Origin of the sequence: Mesorhizobium sp. WSM3866, assembly GCF_002294795.1 — a bacterium.
Taxonomy (GTDB): Bacteria; Pseudomonadota; Alphaproteobacteria; order Rhizobiales; family Rhizobiaceae; genus Mesorhizobium.
In genome coordinates this window covers 291,523-307,243 of sequence record NZ_NSGC01000003.1, presented here as the reverse complement: position 1 = coordinate 307,243, position 15,721 = coordinate 291,523, and the positions used below count along the sequence as shown (strand labels likewise).

Below are 15,721 nucleotides of genomic sequence, written 5' to 3'. Positions count from 1 at the left end.
AGCGCGAGGTGCTCGCGATTGCGAGGGAAAAATCAGGCCTTGCCGGTCACTTTCAACGCAAAGGCGTAGATATACGCGATCTCCTCCAGGCGCGAGAACCGGCCCGAGGCGCCGGCATGGCCGGACTCCATGTTGATCTTGAACAGCACCGGATTGTCGCCCGCCTTGCGGTCGCGCAGCCGCGCCACCCATTTGGCCGGCTCCCAATAGGTGACGCGTGGGTCGGTCAGACCTGCCAGCGCCAGGATCGGCGGATAGTCGAGCGCCGCGACATTGTCGTAGGGCGAATAGGCAGCGATCGTCCCGTAGTCCTCGGCCGAGGCGATCGGATTGCCCCATTCGGGCCATTCCGGCGGCGTCAGCGGCAGGCTGGCGTCGAGCATGGTGGTGAGCACGTCGACGAACGGCACCTCGGCGACGATGCCGCCGAAGCTTTCGGGTGCCATGTTGGCGATCGCCCCCATCAGCATGCCGCCGGCCGAGCCGCCCTGCGCGACGATGCGATCGCGCGACGTGTAGCGCTCGGCCACGAGATGGCGCGCTGAGGCGATGAAATCGGTGAAGGTGTTCATCTTGTGCCGACGCTTGCCGTCGTCATACCAGCCGTAGCCCTTGTCCTTGCCGCCGCGCACATGGGCAATGGCGTAGACGAAGCCGCGGTCGACCAGCGACAGGCAATTGGTGTTGAATGCGGCGGGAACCGTGATGCCATAGGAGCCGTAGCCGTAGAGCAGGCAGGGCGCCGAGCCATCAAGCGGCGTGTCGCGATGGTGGATCAGCGAGATCGGCACCAGCTCGCCGTCGGCAGCCGGCGCCATCAGCCGGCGCGTGACATAATGCTCCGGATCGTGGCCCGATGGCACCTCCTGCGTCTTCAAGAGAACGCGCTCGCGGCTGCGCATGTTGTAGTCGAACACCTGTGCCGGTGTCGTCATCGACGAATAGGTGAAGCGCATGACTTCGGTGTCGTATTCGTAGGAGCCGGAAAGGCCGAGCGAGAAGGCCTCCTCGTCGAAGGAAATGAGGTGCTCCTCGCCGTTTGCCCGATCGCGCACCACGATGCGCGGCAGGCCCTCCTTGCGTTCCAGCCTGACCATGTGGTGCCTGAAGCCGAGCACCGACAGGATCAGCCGGCCGGGCTCGTGCGGCACCAGTTCCTTCCAGTTGGCCTGCACCGGATCTTCGACCGGCGCGGTCATGATCTTGAAGTCCTTGGCGCCGTCGGCATTGGTGAGGATGAAAAAGACGTCACCACCTTCCTCCAGGTCATATTGCAGGCCGGTCTCGCGCGCCGCCACCAGCTTCGGCTCGGCGAACGGCTCGTCGGCGCGCAGAAGCCGGTATTCGGAGGTTTCATGATCGTTGATGCCGATCATGATCCAGTCGTTGGAACGCGTGCCACTGACGTCCATGAAGAAGCCGGCATCCGTCTCTTCGTAAATCAGCCGATCGTTCTCCGGATTGTCGCCAAGCGCGTGGAAGAACACTTTTGACGGGCGGTGGCTGTCGTCGAGGCGGGTGTAGAAAAAGCCGTCGTCTCCGGCATTCCACACGCCGCCGCCACCTGTATCCGGAATCTGATCGGTGAGTTCCTTTCCGCTGGCAATGTCTCGCACGCGCAGCGCGAAGAACTCCGAGCCCTTGTCGTCGAAAGCCCAGAGCAGCTTGCGATGGTCAGCCGAATGGTCGAATCCGCCAAGACGGAAATAGGGCTTGCCTTCGGCTTCCGCATCGCCGTCGAGCAGGATCTCCTCAATGCCGCCATCACGCGGCGTCCGGAAGTAGCGCGGTTGCTCGCCGCCGAGCTTGAACGACGAGCCATAGGCGTAGGGACCGTCCTTCATCGGCACGGTGGAGTCGTCCTCCTTGATGCGCCCCTTCATCTCGGCGAACAGCTTGCGGCGCAGCTCGGCCGTGTCGGCCATCAGCGTTGCCTGGTAGGCATTCTCGGCCTCGAGATGAGCGCGGATCGCGCCGTCGAGCAGTGCAGGGTCCCTGAACATCGCCTGCCAGTTGGCGGCCCGCATCCAGGCGTAGTCGTCGGTGCGGGTGATGCCGTGATGAACGTCGAAGATGGGGCGTTTCTCGGGCCGCGGCGGGATGGCGGTCGGGAAGACGGAGGTTCTGGTCATTGCGTCTCGCTGTGGAATTGCCTGAAATTTGCTTGAATGGCGAATGAACGCGTCGCTCAGCAGCGGTTCAAAGGGCGGGGTTCAAGGTGGTCTACACAAGGTAAGTCGAAAGGGGAAAAGATGAAATCCTATGTTCGAGCCGCCGTGGCTTTCGCTGTCGCTTCGGCGGTCCTGGCCTTTTCCGGCCAGTCTCATGCAACCGTGTTCGCGGCCTGGCAAGTGGCTGGCGTGCCGTTCGGCGACACGCTCAACGCGCGCAAGTATCCGTCAAACACATCGCAAAGACAGGCGGCCTATCCGAATGGCACTGTCTTGCAGATGACCGGCCGTTGCACGGGCGGGATAGATCTGCTCGACATTGTCGGCCAACCGCACTGGAAGCAGCGGCAGGCGATCCGCTACCGCTGGTGCGAGGTCTGGCACGATCCGGCGCAGAACGGTCATTTTGTTACCGGCTGGGTCTACGGCAAGTACATCAAACCCCACTGAGAGGTTCGTCGAGGCGACTTGGCTGTTCGACGTGAGGATGAATGTCCGCGCCATGATCCATAGGATTCTTCGCTCACCGGGCGGCCAAACATTAGTTTAGCCAAGCATAAAGAACCTGTTTTGACGCGACCAGAGGTGTAAAAGCGTGCTTGGCGCCACGTCAGGCTGCACTGGTCCGGCCAGAAAAATCTCGCTAAGTTACACGGCACACGAATTTTTGAAGCTGAATCGGCAATATTTGATGAATATCGCCGAATATAATTCAATGGGTGAATTGACTTACTTGCAGCACAGGGTCATTAAGATGACGCGACGCGAATCGCAGGGTTTGCCTGCATGAATTTCGCGCGATGCCCGATCCAGAAAAAGGGCGCAGTCTAGAAAACAAACTCTCGTTGGGGCCTGAGCACAATGGATATCGTCGAAACACCTTCAAGGAATGGGGACGCGCTAATCGAGCTGACTGCCGATGTCGTCGCGGCCTATGTCAGCAACAACCCGGTGCCGGTCGGCGAACTGCCGAACCTGATTGCCGACGTCCATGCCGCGCTCGGCCGCGTCGGCGGCACGACGGAGCAGCCTTCGGCCGAGAAGCAGAAGCCGGCCGTCAACCCGAAGCGCTCCGTGCATGACGACTACATCGTCTGTCTCGAAGACGGCAAGAAGTTCAAGTCGCTGAAGCGCCACCTTATGACACATTACAATCTCACCCCGGAAGAATACCGCGAGAAGTGGGGCCTGGACGCCAACTATCCGATGGTTGCTCCCAACTACGCAGCCGCCCGTTCGCAGTTGGCCAAGAAGATGGGCCTCGGCCGCAAGCCCAAGGGTCGCCGGTAGCAGCTTCCGCAAGTCGGCAAAAGCGACGGCGCCCGCGGGGCGCCGTTTTTGAGGTATTTCAGGGATGTCTTGCTGCGAACGGGTGAACCCGCCGCAGTGCGGCTTGTTGCCGGGCTTGGGGCAGAGTCAGGCGGTTTGCTTCAAGGCGGCTTCGGCGTCGCGCTTGATGCGCTTGACCATTGAGCGAAGGCCGTTGGCGCGCTGCGGCGACAGATGCTCGTCGAGGCCGAGCTCTTTCAGCGTCACTTCCGCATCGGTGTTCTGGATTTCACTGGCCGGCCGGCCCGAGAACAGCGCCAGCATGATGGCGACAAGGCCGCGCACGATGTGGGCGTCGGAATCGCCGCGAAAGCTGACCACCGGATCGACGCCTTCTCCCTGCTCGGTGGTCAGCCACACCTGGCTGACGCAGCCCGGCACCTTGTTGGCCGGTGTGCGTTCCGCCTCGGGAAACGGAGGCAGCGCCTCGCCAAGCTCGATCACATAGCGGTAGCGGTCCTCCCACTCGTCGAGCAGAGAGAAATCGTCGCGGATCGTTTCGATCGAGGTCGTCATTGCCCGCATATAGTGACCCGGCGCCGCAACGTCACGGAAAAAGAAAGACGCCGCGGGCGTCGAGAGGTCGGGCGGGCCCGCGGCGTTAGAGCATTTCCAGAAAGCAATCTCAGTTCTTCGCCGTCAGCATCACCGGAATGTTGACCTTGGCGGGCAGCACGATGTCCTCGGCGACGCTGCCGGTGGTCTCGCCAGACGTCTGCGCTACCTTCGCAGCGGGCGCGGCCGTCTTTTCCGACTGCTGGTCATCAAGCATGGCGGCGGCGATCTTGGCTGTCTCCTTGGCGCGCACGGTGATGGTGTGCATGGCCGATTTGCCGGTCTCGCAAACATCCGGCTTGCGCTCGCAGATGCCGGCAATGTCGCCGACCGCCTCGCGCGCCGCAAACAACGCCTGGATCGGCCCGACCGCCTCGCGGCCATCCTCGTCGGGGCCGACGCTGAGCGGCAGCGCCAAGAGCACCAGCGAAAACCAGAAAGCCATCCTGATCAGAAAGCCCATCTCGATGCCTCGTCGTGATCGGATCATGCATCCATCGGCATGATCTCTTTTTATGGACATGACAATGGCACGAAGGCGCGAAGCGTGGCTTGCGCCGAAGCCGCGAATTTTCTTCAAATTTTAGATAAGTTCGAAAGGATTGATTTTCGCAACCGATTTAACTCAAATCTCATCGACTGTAATTAACTTCAGAACAACCATCTATGTGGCTGTTTCAAAAGAAAAATTTTGGAAGGGGCGAGCATCGGCACTGGGTTTTCGGGAGGCCAGGCGAGCCGGGCTGTGGCTAACGCTCCATTTACCATGGCGGCAGATCGACGGGCTTTGGGGTGCCGGCGTCCCGATATTTGCCGCGGGCGGGGCGCTCGCCTTCCCTGCCTTATCCATTCCTTAAACGCTGGATGCGACTTTCAGTCCAATCAAGAGTCACCTGCAGAAGCAGGGCAATTCACGACCGGGTCCGAGTGCGTTGAGTTCGATTACGGCCAGATACGTTCCTCTGCCTGGCGCGGTTGCCGCCGGCTGCGAACGCATGGTTCATCCGACCGTCACGGACGAGGCTGAGCGCCAGCGCCAGCGCCGCTTCATCGGCGTCATGCTCGCCGCTCCCTTCCTCGCCGCGGGTGCGGCGGTGACGCTGGTCACCTCAAGCCTGGGCGCCGCCGTTACAGTGGCTGCGATCTTCGGCGCTTTCGGTCTGTGCTGGTTCGCAGCGCTTCTGGTTGCCGCCACCGGCCGCATGACGCTCGCCGGCCGTGCCTCGGTGGCGACGGGTGGCCTCGCGCTTGCCGGCGCAATTGCCGCGGCGGGTGGTCTGGCGTCGCCGGTCGCGCTGCTTGCAGTGGCTTTGCCGGTCGAGTCTTGCTGGATCGCCGGGTCGCGCCGCGCAGCAATTTCGGGCGCGCTGGCGGCATTCGGCGCCATCCTGCTGCAGCCTTTCGCAAACCAGTTCCTGCCGCTCGGCGAGGCTGCGATCGCCGGTTGGCACTGGCTGCTGCCGCTTGCCTGGGCGCTTACGCTCCTGCCGCGCGCGGCGGCCGTCGCCAATCCCGCCGATGCGCGTCAGGCGGAGCCTGCGGTGGACCGTCTCGAAGAGACGATCGATGCCGTCGTGCTGCGCGTCGGCCGCCAGGGCGAGGTGCTCGACGCTTCGGCCAAGGCGCGTTCCATTCTGAAGCTTGCGCCGGAGCTCCTGCTCGGTACCGGCTTGTTCGAGCGCGTCCATCTTTCCGATCGCGTCGCCTATCTCACCGCGCTCGCGGACATGCGCGACGGCGCGCCGAAGCGCCGGCTCGACCTGCGCATCCGCTTGCCGCGCGACGGTGGCTGCTCGGCCGACAATTTCCGCCCGTTCCGCCTTGAATTGCTGCGCGGCGCGCGGGAGCAGGACATCTTGACCTTCGTCCTTCGTGAGAACGACGAGGTCGCTGCGCTCCGCGAAGAGCTTGCCACGGCGAGGGAGGCTGCGGCTGCCGCCGAAGTGGCTAAGGGGCGTTTCCTGGCGGTGGTCAGCCACGAGTTGCGCACGCCGCTCAATGCCATCATCGGCTTCTCCGACATGCTGCTGCACGAGATGTTCGGCGCCTTCCGCGATCCGCGCCAGAAGGAATATGTCGCCCTGGTCAGGGAGTCCGGCCAGCATCTTTTGTCCGTCGTCACCTCAATCCTCGATGTCTCGCGCATAGAGGCAGGCGCCTATGCCACCGAGCTCGAGCCGTTCCGCTTCGCCGATGCCGCCGACATGTGTCGCTCGATGATGCGGCCGCTGGCGGAGGCCAAGAGCATCGCGCTCGGCGCGCAGATCGCGCCTGACGCCGGCGAGATCAATGCCGATCGCCGCGCCGTGCAGCAGATCCTGATCAATCTCGTTTCGAACGCCTTAAAGTTCACGCCTGACGGCGGCAGCGTGGTGATCGGCGCCAAGCGGGTCGGCTCGCGGCTGCATTTCTGGGTGAGCGACACCGGCATCGGCATCGCCGAAGAGGATATGGCCAATCTCGGCAAGCCGTTCATGCAGATCCAGAACGGCTATACGCGCCGCTTCGAGGGAACCGGGCTCGGCCTGTCGCTGGTCAAGGGGCTGGTGGCGCTGCATGAGGGCACGATGTCGATCGAGAGCGCCCCGGGCGAAGGCACGACGGTGACGATCAGCCTGCCGGTGAATGGACCGAAGCGGCGCTCGGGCGCGCCGGCCGACGTGCTGCCGGTGCCGATTGCAAAGCCGAAGGGGGATGCAAATGGGGACAGCAATGGCTCGCTCCGCAAGACGGCCTAAAGTGGTCGAACCCGAGCGCGGCTTGCTTGCCGAGAGCGCTGCGGCGGTCGGCCAGATGATCTCGCGCAATCCGGTTCTGGTCGGCGGCTCGACCGCCTTCCTGGTGACGCTCTTCTACGTTTCGGCCAACGCGCTCTGGTACCAGCCTTTTCCGCACACGGGCGCCTTCTTCGCCACCAGGAGCATCGAGAATTTCCCGCATGCCGTCTCGGATGAGCCGGAGACCACCATCAACATCGTGCGGCAGGCGCAGCCCGCTCCCAAGCCCGATCCGGTCGTCCAGCAGGTGCAGGGCATATTGAAGGACCTCAATTTCTACGACGGCACCGTCGACGGCCTCACGGGCCCAGCCACGCGCAAGGCTATCCAGGCCTATCAGCTCAAGGTCGGGCTGCCCGCCTCCGGCGATGTCGACGGCGCGCTGCTCGATCAGCTTGGCGCCAGGCAAACGACTGCGGCCATTCCGCATCCGGCCCCGAGACCGGCCGACAGGGCTGCGGCCCAGGCCGCCGGACCGGCGGCCATTCCGGTCTCCTCTCCGGCCAACGGCGCAGCGCAGGCCCCCGACGCCCGCATCGTCAAGATCCAGGCTGGCCTGAAGGCCTTCGGCAATGACGATATGCAGCTCGACGGCGTCGTAGGCGCCCGGACCAAGTCTGCGATCAAGGAGTTCCAGGCGCTGTTCGGCCTGCCCGAAACCGGTGAGCCGGACGAAGTGGTCTATGCCAAGATGCGCGAGATCGGCCTGACAAACTGAGGGAGCGGCGGCATCGGGCGTCGGTTCATTCGAGCCAATGTTCGGGGTTTCGCATCCCGTGGACTATTGCCACAACTAGAATGCCGTAGCTCGTCGGTTCGTAAATAACGATATATCGGCCTTCCACCAGAACACGGGCTGTGTCGCTCAACTCGGGCCGAGCGACACCTATACTGGCATGGCTGCAAGCGAGTTCCAGCTTGTCGAAAATGCGTCCCACGAGCCTGTCAGCAGCTCTTTCGCTGTCAGCCGCGATATGTTCCCAAATCTCGCTTAGATCCCGTTGCGCGCGAGGAGTAAGTCGATAGTTAGCCACGTCCGGCGCGCTCGGCCTTCAGAGCACGCAGAAAGGCGGCGCGGTCAACCTCTTGGCCCTTACCGCTCGCCATGCCTTCTTCATAAGCTTGCTTTAGCTGTGCCAGTTCCAGGGCGCGAAGTTCCTCGCGGTGTTCCCACAGCCTGAGGGCTTCCCTGACGATTTCGCTATTCGAAGCATAGCTGCCGCTGTCCACCGCGTCCTGCAGACGCGCGGCCTGCTTCGGTGTGAGGGATATGGTGAGAGTACGCATGGCTTGAGTTTTCATGGTTATTGTTTTTAACGCCTCTAATAAATTTCAACAAGATTTGTTAGAAGCGGATGTTCCGTTCTTGACATCCTGGCCGCTCGCGAACACGCGGGAATCTCGCTAAAAAGGTCGGCATGCCATCCGGAACCCTGCCATGCGCGTGACTACCGATCTGTGGGTATCGGCCCTTCTGCGCCGTGTCTTCACCGCCGGCGGTTTTGCTGCCGTGGTCAAGCGCGGCGCGACCGAGGCCGGCGCCGTCTTCGTGTTGTCGCGCGACCGGCTCGGCGAAGTGGCTCTGTACGGACCGGCGCCGCAAACGAGCTACGATTCGGCCAAGCCCGACGAGCGCTTCTTCACCTTGCTCGATTCTGGCGACGATAGCTCGGCATTCGATGCAAGGCTGGAAAAGGAAAAGAGATTCGATCCCGACATCTGGGTGGTCGAGATCGAGGCCGGCTCCGTTCCGGTCGAGGAGCTTGTGTCCGTGAAGGCGGAATAGAGGCGGCGGCCCGGCGTCCCGACCGGCCACGGAAACGCTGTGCACTTCCCTGGAATTGGGTCAGGACGCCTTGCGGCCGGCGGCCTTGTCATCGCTGTTCGATGCGTGGCGCCCTGTCTCGATGGCATTGCCGCGGATCGCCCGAGACAGCGTTTCGGCTTTCCAGGCCCGCACCTTGTCGAGCGCTGCCTCGCGATGCAGCAGCCGATAGCGGTCGAGGAACAGACGGATTGCCTGGGGATGCGGAAACTCGCCGGGATGGACCGCGACCGCGATCAGGAAGGCCCTGTCTTCGCTTAGGTCGAGCGCCTTGAGCGCCGCAAGCAGCGCTGCGTAGCCCGATTGCTCTGTGATTGAGCGGGCTGTGGCAAAATCGATGTCGAGCGCATCGGCAAGCGCTGTCTGGAAGAAAGCAAGGTTGCCCGTCAGCGCCGTCTCGCGCAGCTTCAGATAAGTCGGCTGTCCGAGGAACAGGTTGACAGCGGCACTTTCGCCGGCGGGCCGCATCATCGAGCGCAGGCGTCGCCGCGCGTTTTCCTCAGGCACGCCGGGATCCGGGCGGTTGTCTTCTGTTGCGGAAGCTGGCGCCGGTTTCACCGGCGCGAGCTTCGTGACCGTCTCCGGCGGCCGCGTGTTGACCAGCGTCGGCTTCTCCAGCGCGCGGATCAGGTGGGCGATGGTTGCGTTGAGTTCCTTGCGGCGAGCGATTGCGCGCGCGTGCGGCAGGCCATGGCGGCCGATCAGCGCGATGAGGTCGATGTCGCTCAGCGCGTCCGAGCGGGTAAGCAGCGGCGCCGCGATCTCGACCGGCTCCTCGGCCAGCCGCCGCACCAACGCGGCCGGCGCATATTCGCATTCGGAAAGGGCGGCGGCGACATAGCGGCGCGATTCGACCGACACTTCGTCGAACAGCGGCAGCGTCAGATCCTCGAGTTGGGCGATTTCGCGCCGCGACGGGCGCGTCAGCGAGCAGAAGGCCGACACGGCGGCGCGGAACAGCCTTTCGGCTTTTCCCGCTTCGGTCCGGATAGCGATGTGCCTGAAATCCGAAGAAGACACGGAGGATACGCCCGATACTCGACACAGACCCGGCCCCGCGCCTCCGGCCGGGCCGGTTTCGCGTCTCCAGGGAACAAACATCAAATTAGCCGCGATCCGTTAGCGCTCCGTTAACCCTCTGCCCGCCTTAATCGACTTTGGAGGCGTTGCGTTGTGCTCCGGTCAAACCGAGAGGAATACGCGAACCATGGGCATGGTCTTGTCTTTCGTGCCGCGAGCGGCACCCGTCAATCGAGTAACCCACGACACCGACACGGCAGCGGCTGTCATCATCTTCCCCGGCGTCCGCTATGAGCCACAGCCGCAGGTCGGCGGGGCGCGTCCGGACGGCCCGAACAAGCCTGGGTCGCCACGGCCACTAGTGCCGCACCACTGAGCTGACTCTTCAGTATTCCTGCAGCCCGCAGGCACTCTGTTCGAGAAAGCGCGACACGATCGGCTTCCAGCTATCGTCCGGCACGAAGGCGCGGACGACAAATATTCCCTCCTCGATCGGCGCCTCGACGAAGATCGCGCCCTGCAAGTCCTCGGGAAGATCGCGCCGCACGTCGATCATCTGCGCCGGTGTCAGCACCACGGCATCGAGCTTCTCGCTGTTCGCATTGTGGTCGTTGAAGGAATAGATGTTATGGCCGCTGCGGTCATAGACCGAGGCCGACCAGAACGGCACGTCGCCGGGCGCCCGGATCCGCACCAGCCCGTCGGCGAGATTGAAGCGGCAGGCGGCCGCGTAGAACATGGGGTCGACCGACTTCACCACAGGCGCACCGCCGGCCTCCGCGTCCAGGCGCGTCATCTTGTAGAGGTCGGAGGCCGTTGCCAGCCGCGACCAGGCATCGCGCTCGGAAAATTCCGGCACCAAAAACAGCACCGCGATATGCACGATGCCGGCGCCGAGCAGACCGAGGACCAGGGCGTGCAGCAGGCTACGCATGGCAGCCCGCCTTCAGAATGCGCGGCAGCGTCACGTCGGAAAGCCCGGTGCTGCTCGCGATCGGCGTGTCGTAGAAGGTCAGCACGAAATACATCTTGCCGAAGCCGGCCGTCAGCAGCCAGTTGCCCGGGGCAGGGCGGTCGCCGACGGAGATGACGACCGAATTGTCGGGCCGGCGCAGCACTTCGTAGGATTGCAGCGCCGCCTGTCTCGCCTTGCCGGTGTCGATGACGCCGAGCGACTGGTCGGCGGCATAAAGCGTCCAGAACCGGGCCGTCGGGTAGCCGCCTTCGATCGAATAGGCGCATTCCCGCTTCAGCGGCTGGCCGGCTGCGTCGCGCTCGGCGACGAAGGACAACCCCTCCGCCCGGCCGAGCGCCAGCACGCCCTCACGCGCCACGCGCGCCTTGGAGTAGGGGTCGGAGCCTTCCGTGCCGATTTCAGGAAAAGCTGTCCATTGGCCGATGCGGATCGCGCCGACGCCGTCCTGCGCGTTGAGCGCGTACCAGACGCTGCCGCCGCCAAGGCCGATGGCCATGGCAAGCGAAAGCAGCGTGAGGGAGACGGTCTTGAGCATGGAAGGCCGGAACTGAGGAGGTTGCCCGGGATATCGCGGCGTGGGGCCTCGTGGCAAGCGGGCTTGCCCCGGGCGTCGCGATATTCAGGTCGTCCGGCCTGCAAGCAGCATTGCGTTCCCATGTCAGCGACGGCCTGTCACGGACAAGTCCGGACCGCGCCCCTTCTGATTCTCGGCGGCGCTGCACATGGCCATCCAATCACTGACTTGTCAGGCGCCGATCCGATGCCTGTGCTTGAAGCCGCCGCCATTTCGTTCCACATCGGTCGAATGAAGGGCGAGACCGGAGAGCGGCGTCGGAATTTGGCGTGGGCTTTGCCCGCATCGCTGATGCTGCATGCGCTGATCGCAGCGTTTCTGGTCTATACCTTGCCCAAGCCCGCCCAACAGCCGGATGAGGAACAGCCGGTCAATGTCGCGCTTATGCCTCCGCCCGAGCAACCTAAGCCGAAGCCTCCGCCCGCACCGCAGCCGAACGAACTCAAGGCCGAGAAGCCCCCGGAACCGAAAGCCGAAAAACCGCCCCAGGAAAAAGTCGAAAAGCCTCCAGTGCCGGAAAAGCAGCCGCCGAAGCCACCGCCGATCGCGGTGCTAAAGCCCGTTTTCCAGTATGGCAACAAGGACACCGGCCCCAGGAAATCCCTGGATGGAGCCGGCAACCGGGACAACACGCCGTCGCCGGCCAAGGATAGCGATACCAAGCCGCCCGCCGTGGCGAAGCCTGCACAGAAGCAATCTGCCGCGCCGGCAGATGCCGATCAGCCGGCGGATCAAAGCACGGCTGACGAGAAGCCGGTAATCGCCGCGACGGACGCCGAGCCCACGCAAAGTGAGGAGAAGGCAGCCCAGGACACGGATAAACGGCAGGCTGCCGAGCAAGAGGCAGGAGCGCCAACCGCCGAAAAGCAAACAGCCGCGGCGCCGACGCCGATGGATGCCAAGAGCGGCGATAGGGTCGATCTTCCGGCCGTGACCGAAAAGCAAAAGCCCAAGCAAGCAAATGCGCTGAAGTTCAGGCCCGCGAAGGTCTCGAAGTCCCGAAGCAAGAGCGCCGGGACGCCAGGTTCCACCAACGCCGCCGTTGCTGCGTCGCCGATCTATTCCGGCCTTCCGGGTGTTCGAAAGCTCTATTCGCAGGGCGCTACCGGCGACGCGCTGGCCACAAGCTCTATGAGCGAGGTGCCTCGCGACCAGCGGGTTGCCAATCTTTGCGGCAGCGTTTTGAACGAGGAATTGCAGGGCGCCTCCTATTCTCCCAAATGGCTGCCATCCATTCCGCTGAAGGTGGGCAATGTCCTTAACCCTCCGGTGGCCGCCTTCAGCACGGCAACCACATGGTACCGCCTGAGCTTCCGGTGCGAGGTCGACGCCGATGCGACAAGGGTCTTGTCGTTCAACTTCCGTGTCGGGGCTGAGATCCCACCCGGCGAATGGGCCGGGCTGAGATTGCCTAGTCTCCGCTAAGTATTTCACTCGAAAGTGGGACCGGTTTCGGGGCAAGCGCATGCGTCGAACGAAGGTTCAAAGCGCGGACAGCGTCTCCGGCAGGGTAGGTGCGTTGAGAGCGGGTGCCGCCTGGAAGGCTTTGGTCATTGCCCTCAGCGTCTGCGTGGTGCGGCTGGAAAGCACTGGCGGGCGCTCGGCCTCTGCCTGCGCCGCGGCATCAGCGGCCTCCTTCTTCGCCTCTTCCTCGGCCTTGGCCGCGACCTCCGGATCGACCCAGGGATGATCGAGGCCAGGGATCGGCTTCAGATCGATGTTCTGGTGTGCATAGGCCATCAGCCGCTGCCAGACCATCGCCGGCAGCGACCCGCCGGTCATGTTGTTGGTCGGCGTGAAATCGTCATTGCCGAGCCAGACGGCGGCCGTGTAGTTGCCGGTGAAACCGACGAACCAGGCGTCTCGGTAGGACTGCGTGGTGCCGGTCTTGCCCGCGACGACGATGTTGGGAAGCTGCGCGCGCCGCGCCGTGCCGATCGCCGGCACCGCGGCCAGCATGGTGTTCATGTATTTCAGAGCTTTTTCCGACAGCACACGGTGCGGCGGCGGCGCGTCCTTGGCCCAGTCATAGACGACGTCGCCGGTGCGGGTAACGAGCTGCGTGATGCCGTGCCGGGAACCGACGAAGCCGTTCTGCGCGAAGACGCTGTAGCCTGTCGCCTGGTCCATCACCGTCATGAGGGACGTGCCGAGCACCATGGTCTTGTGCGATTCCAGCGGCGATTCGACACCCATGGATTCGGCCATCGCCTTGATCGGCCCGATACCGAGATAGTCCTTGGCGAGCCGCACCGGCACGGTGTTGATCGACTTGGCGATAGCCGTGAGCAGCGTGACGTTGCCGGCCGAGCCGCCATTGTAATTGTGTGGCGACCAACTGCCCCAACTGACGGCGCCGCCGGAAACCACCGAGTCCGGCGTGAAGCCGTGCTCCATCGCGGTGGCATAGACATAAGGCTTGAACGACGACCCGGTCTGCCGCAGCGCCTTGGTGGCGCGGTTGAACTGGCTGGCGCCATAATCGCGGCCGCCGACAATGGCGCGCACCGCGCCGTTGGTCTCGATCACCACCACCGCGCCCTCGGTAACGTTGTATTCCTTGCCGAACTGGCGGAGATGGAATTCGACCGACTCTTCGGCCGCTTTCTGGATATTGGCGTCGAAGGTCGTATGGGCGACCAGCGAGTGTTGGCCGGGCTTGGCGATCTTCTTGACCTCGTCGAAGGCCCAGTCGAGGAAATAGTCGGGGCTCTTCTGCTCGCCGCGGTCGACGACATCTGCCGGATGCAGCCGCGCCTGCAGCACCTGGCCCTCGGTCATGAAGCCGGCGTCGACAAGGTTGGAGAGCACCACATTGGCGCGCGCACGGGCGGCCGGCAGGTTGATGTGCGGGGCGTATTTGGTGGGCGCCTTGAACAGGCCGGCCAGCATTGCCGCCTCGGCGAGGTTCAGGTCCTTGACGCTCTTGCCGAAATAGAAATCTGCCGCCGCCTCGATGCCGAACGTGCCGCCGCCCATATAGGCGCGGTCGAGATAGAGCTGGAGGATCTCCTTCTTGGAGAGATTGGCCTCCAGCCAGAGCGACAGGAAAGCTTCCTTGATCTTGCGCTCCAAGGTGCGCTCGTTGGACAGGAACAGGTTCTTGGCCAGCTGCTGGGTGATGCTGGAGCCGCCCTGGACCACCGAATTGGCGCGCACATTCTCGAAGATCGCGCGCGACAGGCCGAGAACGTCGATGCCGTAGTGATCGAAGAAGCGGCGGTCCTCGGTCGCCAGCACCGCCTTGATGACGATATCCGGCATCTCGTCGACCGGCACGGAATCGCGCTGGATGATGCCGCGCTGGCCGATCTCGTTGCCGTAGCGGTCGAGGAAGGTGACGGCGAAATCGCCCTGGTTGCGCCAATCGCCGGCGGTGATCTCAAACGCCGGCATGGCCAGCGCCAACAGCACCACGAAGCCGCCGGCTCCCATGGTGAACCCTTCACTCAGCACCTCGATGATGGCGCGCCGCCAGCCATGCAGGCGGAAGCGGCGGGAAAAGATGGTTGCGGCCTCCCAGAATTCGCGCGCTTTGAAGCTGATCTCGTAGAGCGAGGAATCGAGCCACGCATCGACGGCAAGAGCCGCCGAGGCGATCCGGCCTCTTCTCTTGCGTGGTTTCGAAGGAGTTGGCATTCCAGACTTCCGCCCCAATGCGCTTTCGCCCGAAAACAGCATGCGGGCAGTTTCAGGTGGCACCCTGCCAAACTATTCGACCATTTTATCACTGCTCACAAGGGCAGCGAAGCCACAGCACAAGCTTTGTTGAATGGAGGTCAATCGGCCGTGAACGGCGGGTAGTCATCAGCGCGCCGCGATGAAGCGCATGAAATGCGCCACATCCGCTTCGGTCGGCTCCTGGCCGGTGAAGGAGCGCAGATAGGCGGCGAGATGGCTGACGCGGGCCTCGACCGGTTCCTTGAGGTCGAGCACGTAATAGCCGATCTGCATGTAGTAGAGCACACGCGCTCGGATGAAGGCGTCCTCGTCGTCGTAGCCGTGCCGGCGGTACATGTCGCGGATGGCGCTGAGGCGCTCGTCGTCGGCCTGGTCGATCATCTGCCGCACGTCGGCCGAGCGCCTCGCCCATTCGCGTACGGCGAAATCGAGCCTCGGGTCGAACAGGCGCTCGTCGGCCCAGCATTCGAATACGTTCATCACGCCCATGATGATGGTTTCGGCGGGGCGCCGGGCGCGCTCGACGATCGCAGTGGTGTTGGTGTCGTGCCAATGCTTGAGCAACTGGTCGAGCAGATCCTGTCGGCTTTCGAAATACCAGTAGAAGCTCGAGCGCGACACGCCGAGCTTCTGGCCGAGGGTGAGCACGCGCACGCTCTCGATACCGTCTGAAACCAGCGTCTCAAGCGCCAGATCGATCCAGTCCGAGCGCGTGACCTTGATGTTGCCGGGAACCGGTTCGGCCTGCGGGGCGGTCATGATCATGGCCGCACAATAGGCATGGCGGGAAGCGGCGCGCAAGCGATCTGTACA

17 protein-coding genes are annotated in these 15,721 nt (G+C 63.5%); 7 read left to right on the top strand and 10 right to left on the bottom strand.

Annotated features, from left to right (window positions below; translation table 11 throughout):
• Window positions 1-32: 32 nt before the first annotated feature.
• Window positions 33-2,132, bottom strand: coding sequence for a S9 family peptidase (locus CK222_RS09525; protein ID WP_095800172.1), 2,100 nt, complete (start codon window positions 2,130-2,132; stop codon window positions 33-35).
• A gap of 120 nt (window positions 2,133-2,252) precedes the next feature.
• Between CK222_RS09525 and CK222_RS09520 the strand changes: the two genes are divergently transcribed.
• Both CK222_RS09520 and CK222_RS09515 read left to right on the top strand, forming a co-directional pair.
• Complete coding sequence (locus CK222_RS09520) at window positions 2,253-2,621, top strand: hypothetical protein (RefSeq protein ID WP_095800171.1); 369 nt, start codon at window positions 2,253-2,255, stop codon at window positions 2,619-2,621.
• Between the two features lie 411 nt (window positions 2,622-3,032).
• The gene (locus tag CK222_RS09515) at window positions 3,033-3,461 is read left to right on the top strand and encodes a MucR family transcriptional regulator (RefSeq protein WP_067320912.1); all 429 of its coding nucleotides are present in this window, start codon (window positions 3,033-3,035) and stop codon (window positions 3,459-3,461) included.
• A gap of 126 nt (window positions 3,462-3,587) precedes the next feature.
• Here the strand turns inward: CK222_RS09515 and CK222_RS09510 are convergent, their stop codons facing one another.
• Both CK222_RS09510 and CK222_RS09505 read right to left on the bottom strand, forming a co-directional pair.
• Window positions 3,588-4,016, bottom strand: coding sequence for a SufE family protein (locus tag CK222_RS09510; RefSeq protein ID WP_066997661.1), 429 nt, complete (start codon window positions 4,014-4,016; stop codon window positions 3,588-3,590).
• A 109-nt stretch (window positions 4,017-4,125) separates the two neighbouring features.
• Window positions 4,126-4,518 (bottom strand): DUF5330 domain-containing protein, encoded by a 393-nt coding sequence (locus tag CK222_RS09505; RefSeq protein ID WP_095800170.1) that lies wholly within the window; start codon window positions 4,516-4,518, stop codon window positions 4,126-4,128.
• A gap of 532 nt (window positions 4,519-5,050) precedes the next feature.
• On the opposite strand from CK222_RS09505, the gene CK222_RS09500 reads away from it, so the two are divergent.
• Window positions 5,051-6,793, top strand: a complete 1,743-nt coding sequence (locus CK222_RS09500; protein WP_095800169.1) for a PAS domain-containing sensor histidine kinase — start codon at window positions 5,051-5,053, stop codon at window positions 6,791-6,793.
• Window positions 6,768-7,550, top strand: a complete 783-nt coding sequence (locus CK222_RS09495; protein WP_095800168.1) for a peptidoglycan-binding protein — start codon at window positions 6,768-6,770, stop codon at window positions 7,548-7,550. The genes CK222_RS09500 and CK222_RS09495 overlap by 26 nt, the downstream gene beginning before the upstream one ends.
• A gap of 25 nt (window positions 7,551-7,575) precedes the next feature.
• Here the strand turns inward: CK222_RS09495 and CK222_RS09490 are convergent, their stop codons facing one another.
• On the bottom strand, window positions 7,576-7,866 hold the full coding sequence (locus tag CK222_RS09490; protein WP_095800167.1) for a type II toxin-antitoxin system RelE/ParE family toxin: 291 nt from the start codon (window positions 7,864-7,866) through the stop codon (window positions 7,576-7,578).
• Window positions 7,859-8,119, bottom strand: a complete 261-nt coding sequence (locus tag CK222_RS09485; RefSeq protein WP_176477604.1) for a type II toxin-antitoxin system ParD family antitoxin — start codon at window positions 8,117-8,119, stop codon at window positions 7,859-7,861. The genes CK222_RS09490 and CK222_RS09485 overlap by 8 nt, the downstream gene beginning before the upstream one ends.
• Window positions 8,120-8,270: 151 nt before the next feature.
• On the opposite strand from CK222_RS09485, the gene CK222_RS09480 reads away from it, so the two are divergent.
• Entirely contained in the window at window positions 8,271-8,618 is a 348-nt protein-coding gene (locus CK222_RS09480) for a DUF1491 family protein (protein WP_067320924.1), read from the top strand.
• 60 nt (window positions 8,619-8,678) lie between these two features.
• Here CK222_RS09480 and CK222_RS09475 read toward each other — a convergent pair whose 3' ends face one another.
• On the bottom strand, window positions 8,679-9,677 hold the full coding sequence (locus tag CK222_RS09475; protein ID WP_095800165.1) for a DUF2336 domain-containing protein: 999 nt from the start codon (window positions 9,675-9,677) through the stop codon (window positions 8,679-8,681).
• A gap of 187 nt (window positions 9,678-9,864) precedes the next feature.
• Between CK222_RS09475 and CK222_RS09470 the strand changes: the two genes are divergently transcribed.
• On the top strand, window positions 9,865-10,053 hold the full coding sequence (locus tag CK222_RS09470) for a hypothetical protein (protein WP_095800164.1): 189 nt from the start codon (window positions 9,865-9,867) through the stop codon (window positions 10,051-10,053).
• Window positions 10,054-10,062: 9 nt separating this feature from the next.
• On the opposite strand, the gene CK222_RS09465 is transcribed toward CK222_RS09470, so the two are convergent.
• Entirely contained in the window at window positions 10,063-10,611 is a 549-nt protein-coding gene (locus tag CK222_RS09465; RefSeq protein WP_095800163.1) for a DUF1254 domain-containing protein, read from the bottom strand.
• Entirely contained in the window at window positions 10,604-11,188 is a 585-nt protein-coding gene (locus tag CK222_RS09460) for a DUF1214 domain-containing protein (protein ID WP_067320932.1), read from the bottom strand. The genes CK222_RS09465 and CK222_RS09460 overlap by 8 nt, the downstream gene beginning before the upstream one ends.
• A 270-nt stretch (window positions 11,189-11,458) precedes the next feature.
• On the opposite strand from CK222_RS09460, the gene CK222_RS09455 reads away from it, so the two are divergent.
• Window positions 11,459-12,652, top strand: a complete 1,194-nt coding sequence (locus CK222_RS09455) for a DUF930 domain-containing protein (protein WP_095800332.1) — start codon at window positions 11,459-11,461, stop codon at window positions 12,650-12,652.
• A gap of 57 nt (window positions 12,653-12,709) precedes the next feature.
• On the opposite strand, the gene CK222_RS09450 is transcribed toward CK222_RS09455, so the two are convergent.
• Entirely contained in the window at window positions 12,710-14,866 is a 2,157-nt protein-coding gene (locus CK222_RS09450) for a penicillin-binding protein 1A (RefSeq protein WP_095800162.1), read from the bottom strand.
• A gap of 168 nt (window positions 14,867-15,034) precedes the next feature.
• Complete coding sequence (locus tag CK222_RS09445; RefSeq protein WP_095800161.1) at window positions 15,035-15,673, bottom strand: TetR/AcrR family transcriptional regulator; 639 nt, start codon at window positions 15,671-15,673, stop codon at window positions 15,035-15,037.
• Window positions 15,674-15,721: the final 48 nt, after the last annotated feature.

Coding starts and splice junctions, on each gene's coding strand:
- CK222_RS09465 (WP_095800163.1), bottom strand. CDS start 10,611: ATGCGTAGCCTGCTGCACGCCCTGGTCCTCGGTCTGCTCGGCGCCGGC.
- CK222_RS09515 (WP_067320912.1), top strand. CDS start 3,033: ATGGATATCGTCGAAACACCTTCAAGGAATGGGGACGCGCTAATCGAG.
- CK222_RS09520 (WP_095800171.1), top strand. CDS start 2,253: ATGAAATCCTATGTTCGAGCCGCCGTGGCTTTCGCTGTCGCTTCGGCG.
- CK222_RS09500 (WP_095800169.1), top strand. CDS start 5,051: ATGGTTCATCCGACCGTCACGGACGAGGCTGAGCGCCAGCGCCAGCGC.
- CK222_RS09460 (WP_067320932.1), bottom strand. CDS start 11,188: ATGCTCAAGACCGTCTCCCTCACGCTGCTTTCGCTTGCCATGGCCATC.
- CK222_RS09525 (WP_095800172.1), bottom strand. CDS start 2,132: ATGACCAGAACCTCCGTCTTCCCGACCGCCATCCCGCCGCGGCCCGAG.
- CK222_RS09450 (WP_095800162.1), bottom strand. CDS start 14,866: ATGCCAACTCCTTCGAAACCACGCAAGAGAAGAGGCCGGATCGCCTCG.
- CK222_RS09510 (WP_066997661.1), bottom strand. CDS start 4,016: ATGACGACCTCGATCGAAACGATCCGCGACGATTTCTCTCTGCTCGAC.
- CK222_RS09445 (WP_095800161.1), bottom strand. CDS start 15,673: ATGATCATGACCGCCCCGCAGGCCGAACCGGTTCCCGGCAACATCAAG.
- CK222_RS09485 (WP_176477604.1), bottom strand. CDS start 8,119: ATGCGTACTCTCACCATATCCCTCACACCGAAGCAGGCCGCGCGTCTG.
- CK222_RS09470 (WP_095800164.1), top strand. CDS start 9,865: ATGGGCATGGTCTTGTCTTTCGTGCCGCGAGCGGCACCCGTCAATCGA.
- CK222_RS09455 (WP_095800332.1), top strand. CDS start 11,459: ATGAAGGGCGAGACCGGAGAGCGGCGTCGGAATTTGGCGTGGGCTTTG.
- CK222_RS09495 (WP_095800168.1), top strand. CDS start 6,768: ATGGCTCGCTCCGCAAGACGGCCTAAAGTGGTCGAACCCGAGCGCGGC.
- CK222_RS09480 (WP_067320924.1), top strand. CDS start 8,271: ATGCGCGTGACTACCGATCTGTGGGTATCGGCCCTTCTGCGCCGTGTC.
- CK222_RS09505 (WP_095800170.1), bottom strand. CDS start 4,518: ATGGGCTTTCTGATCAGGATGGCTTTCTGGTTTTCGCTGGTGCTCTTG.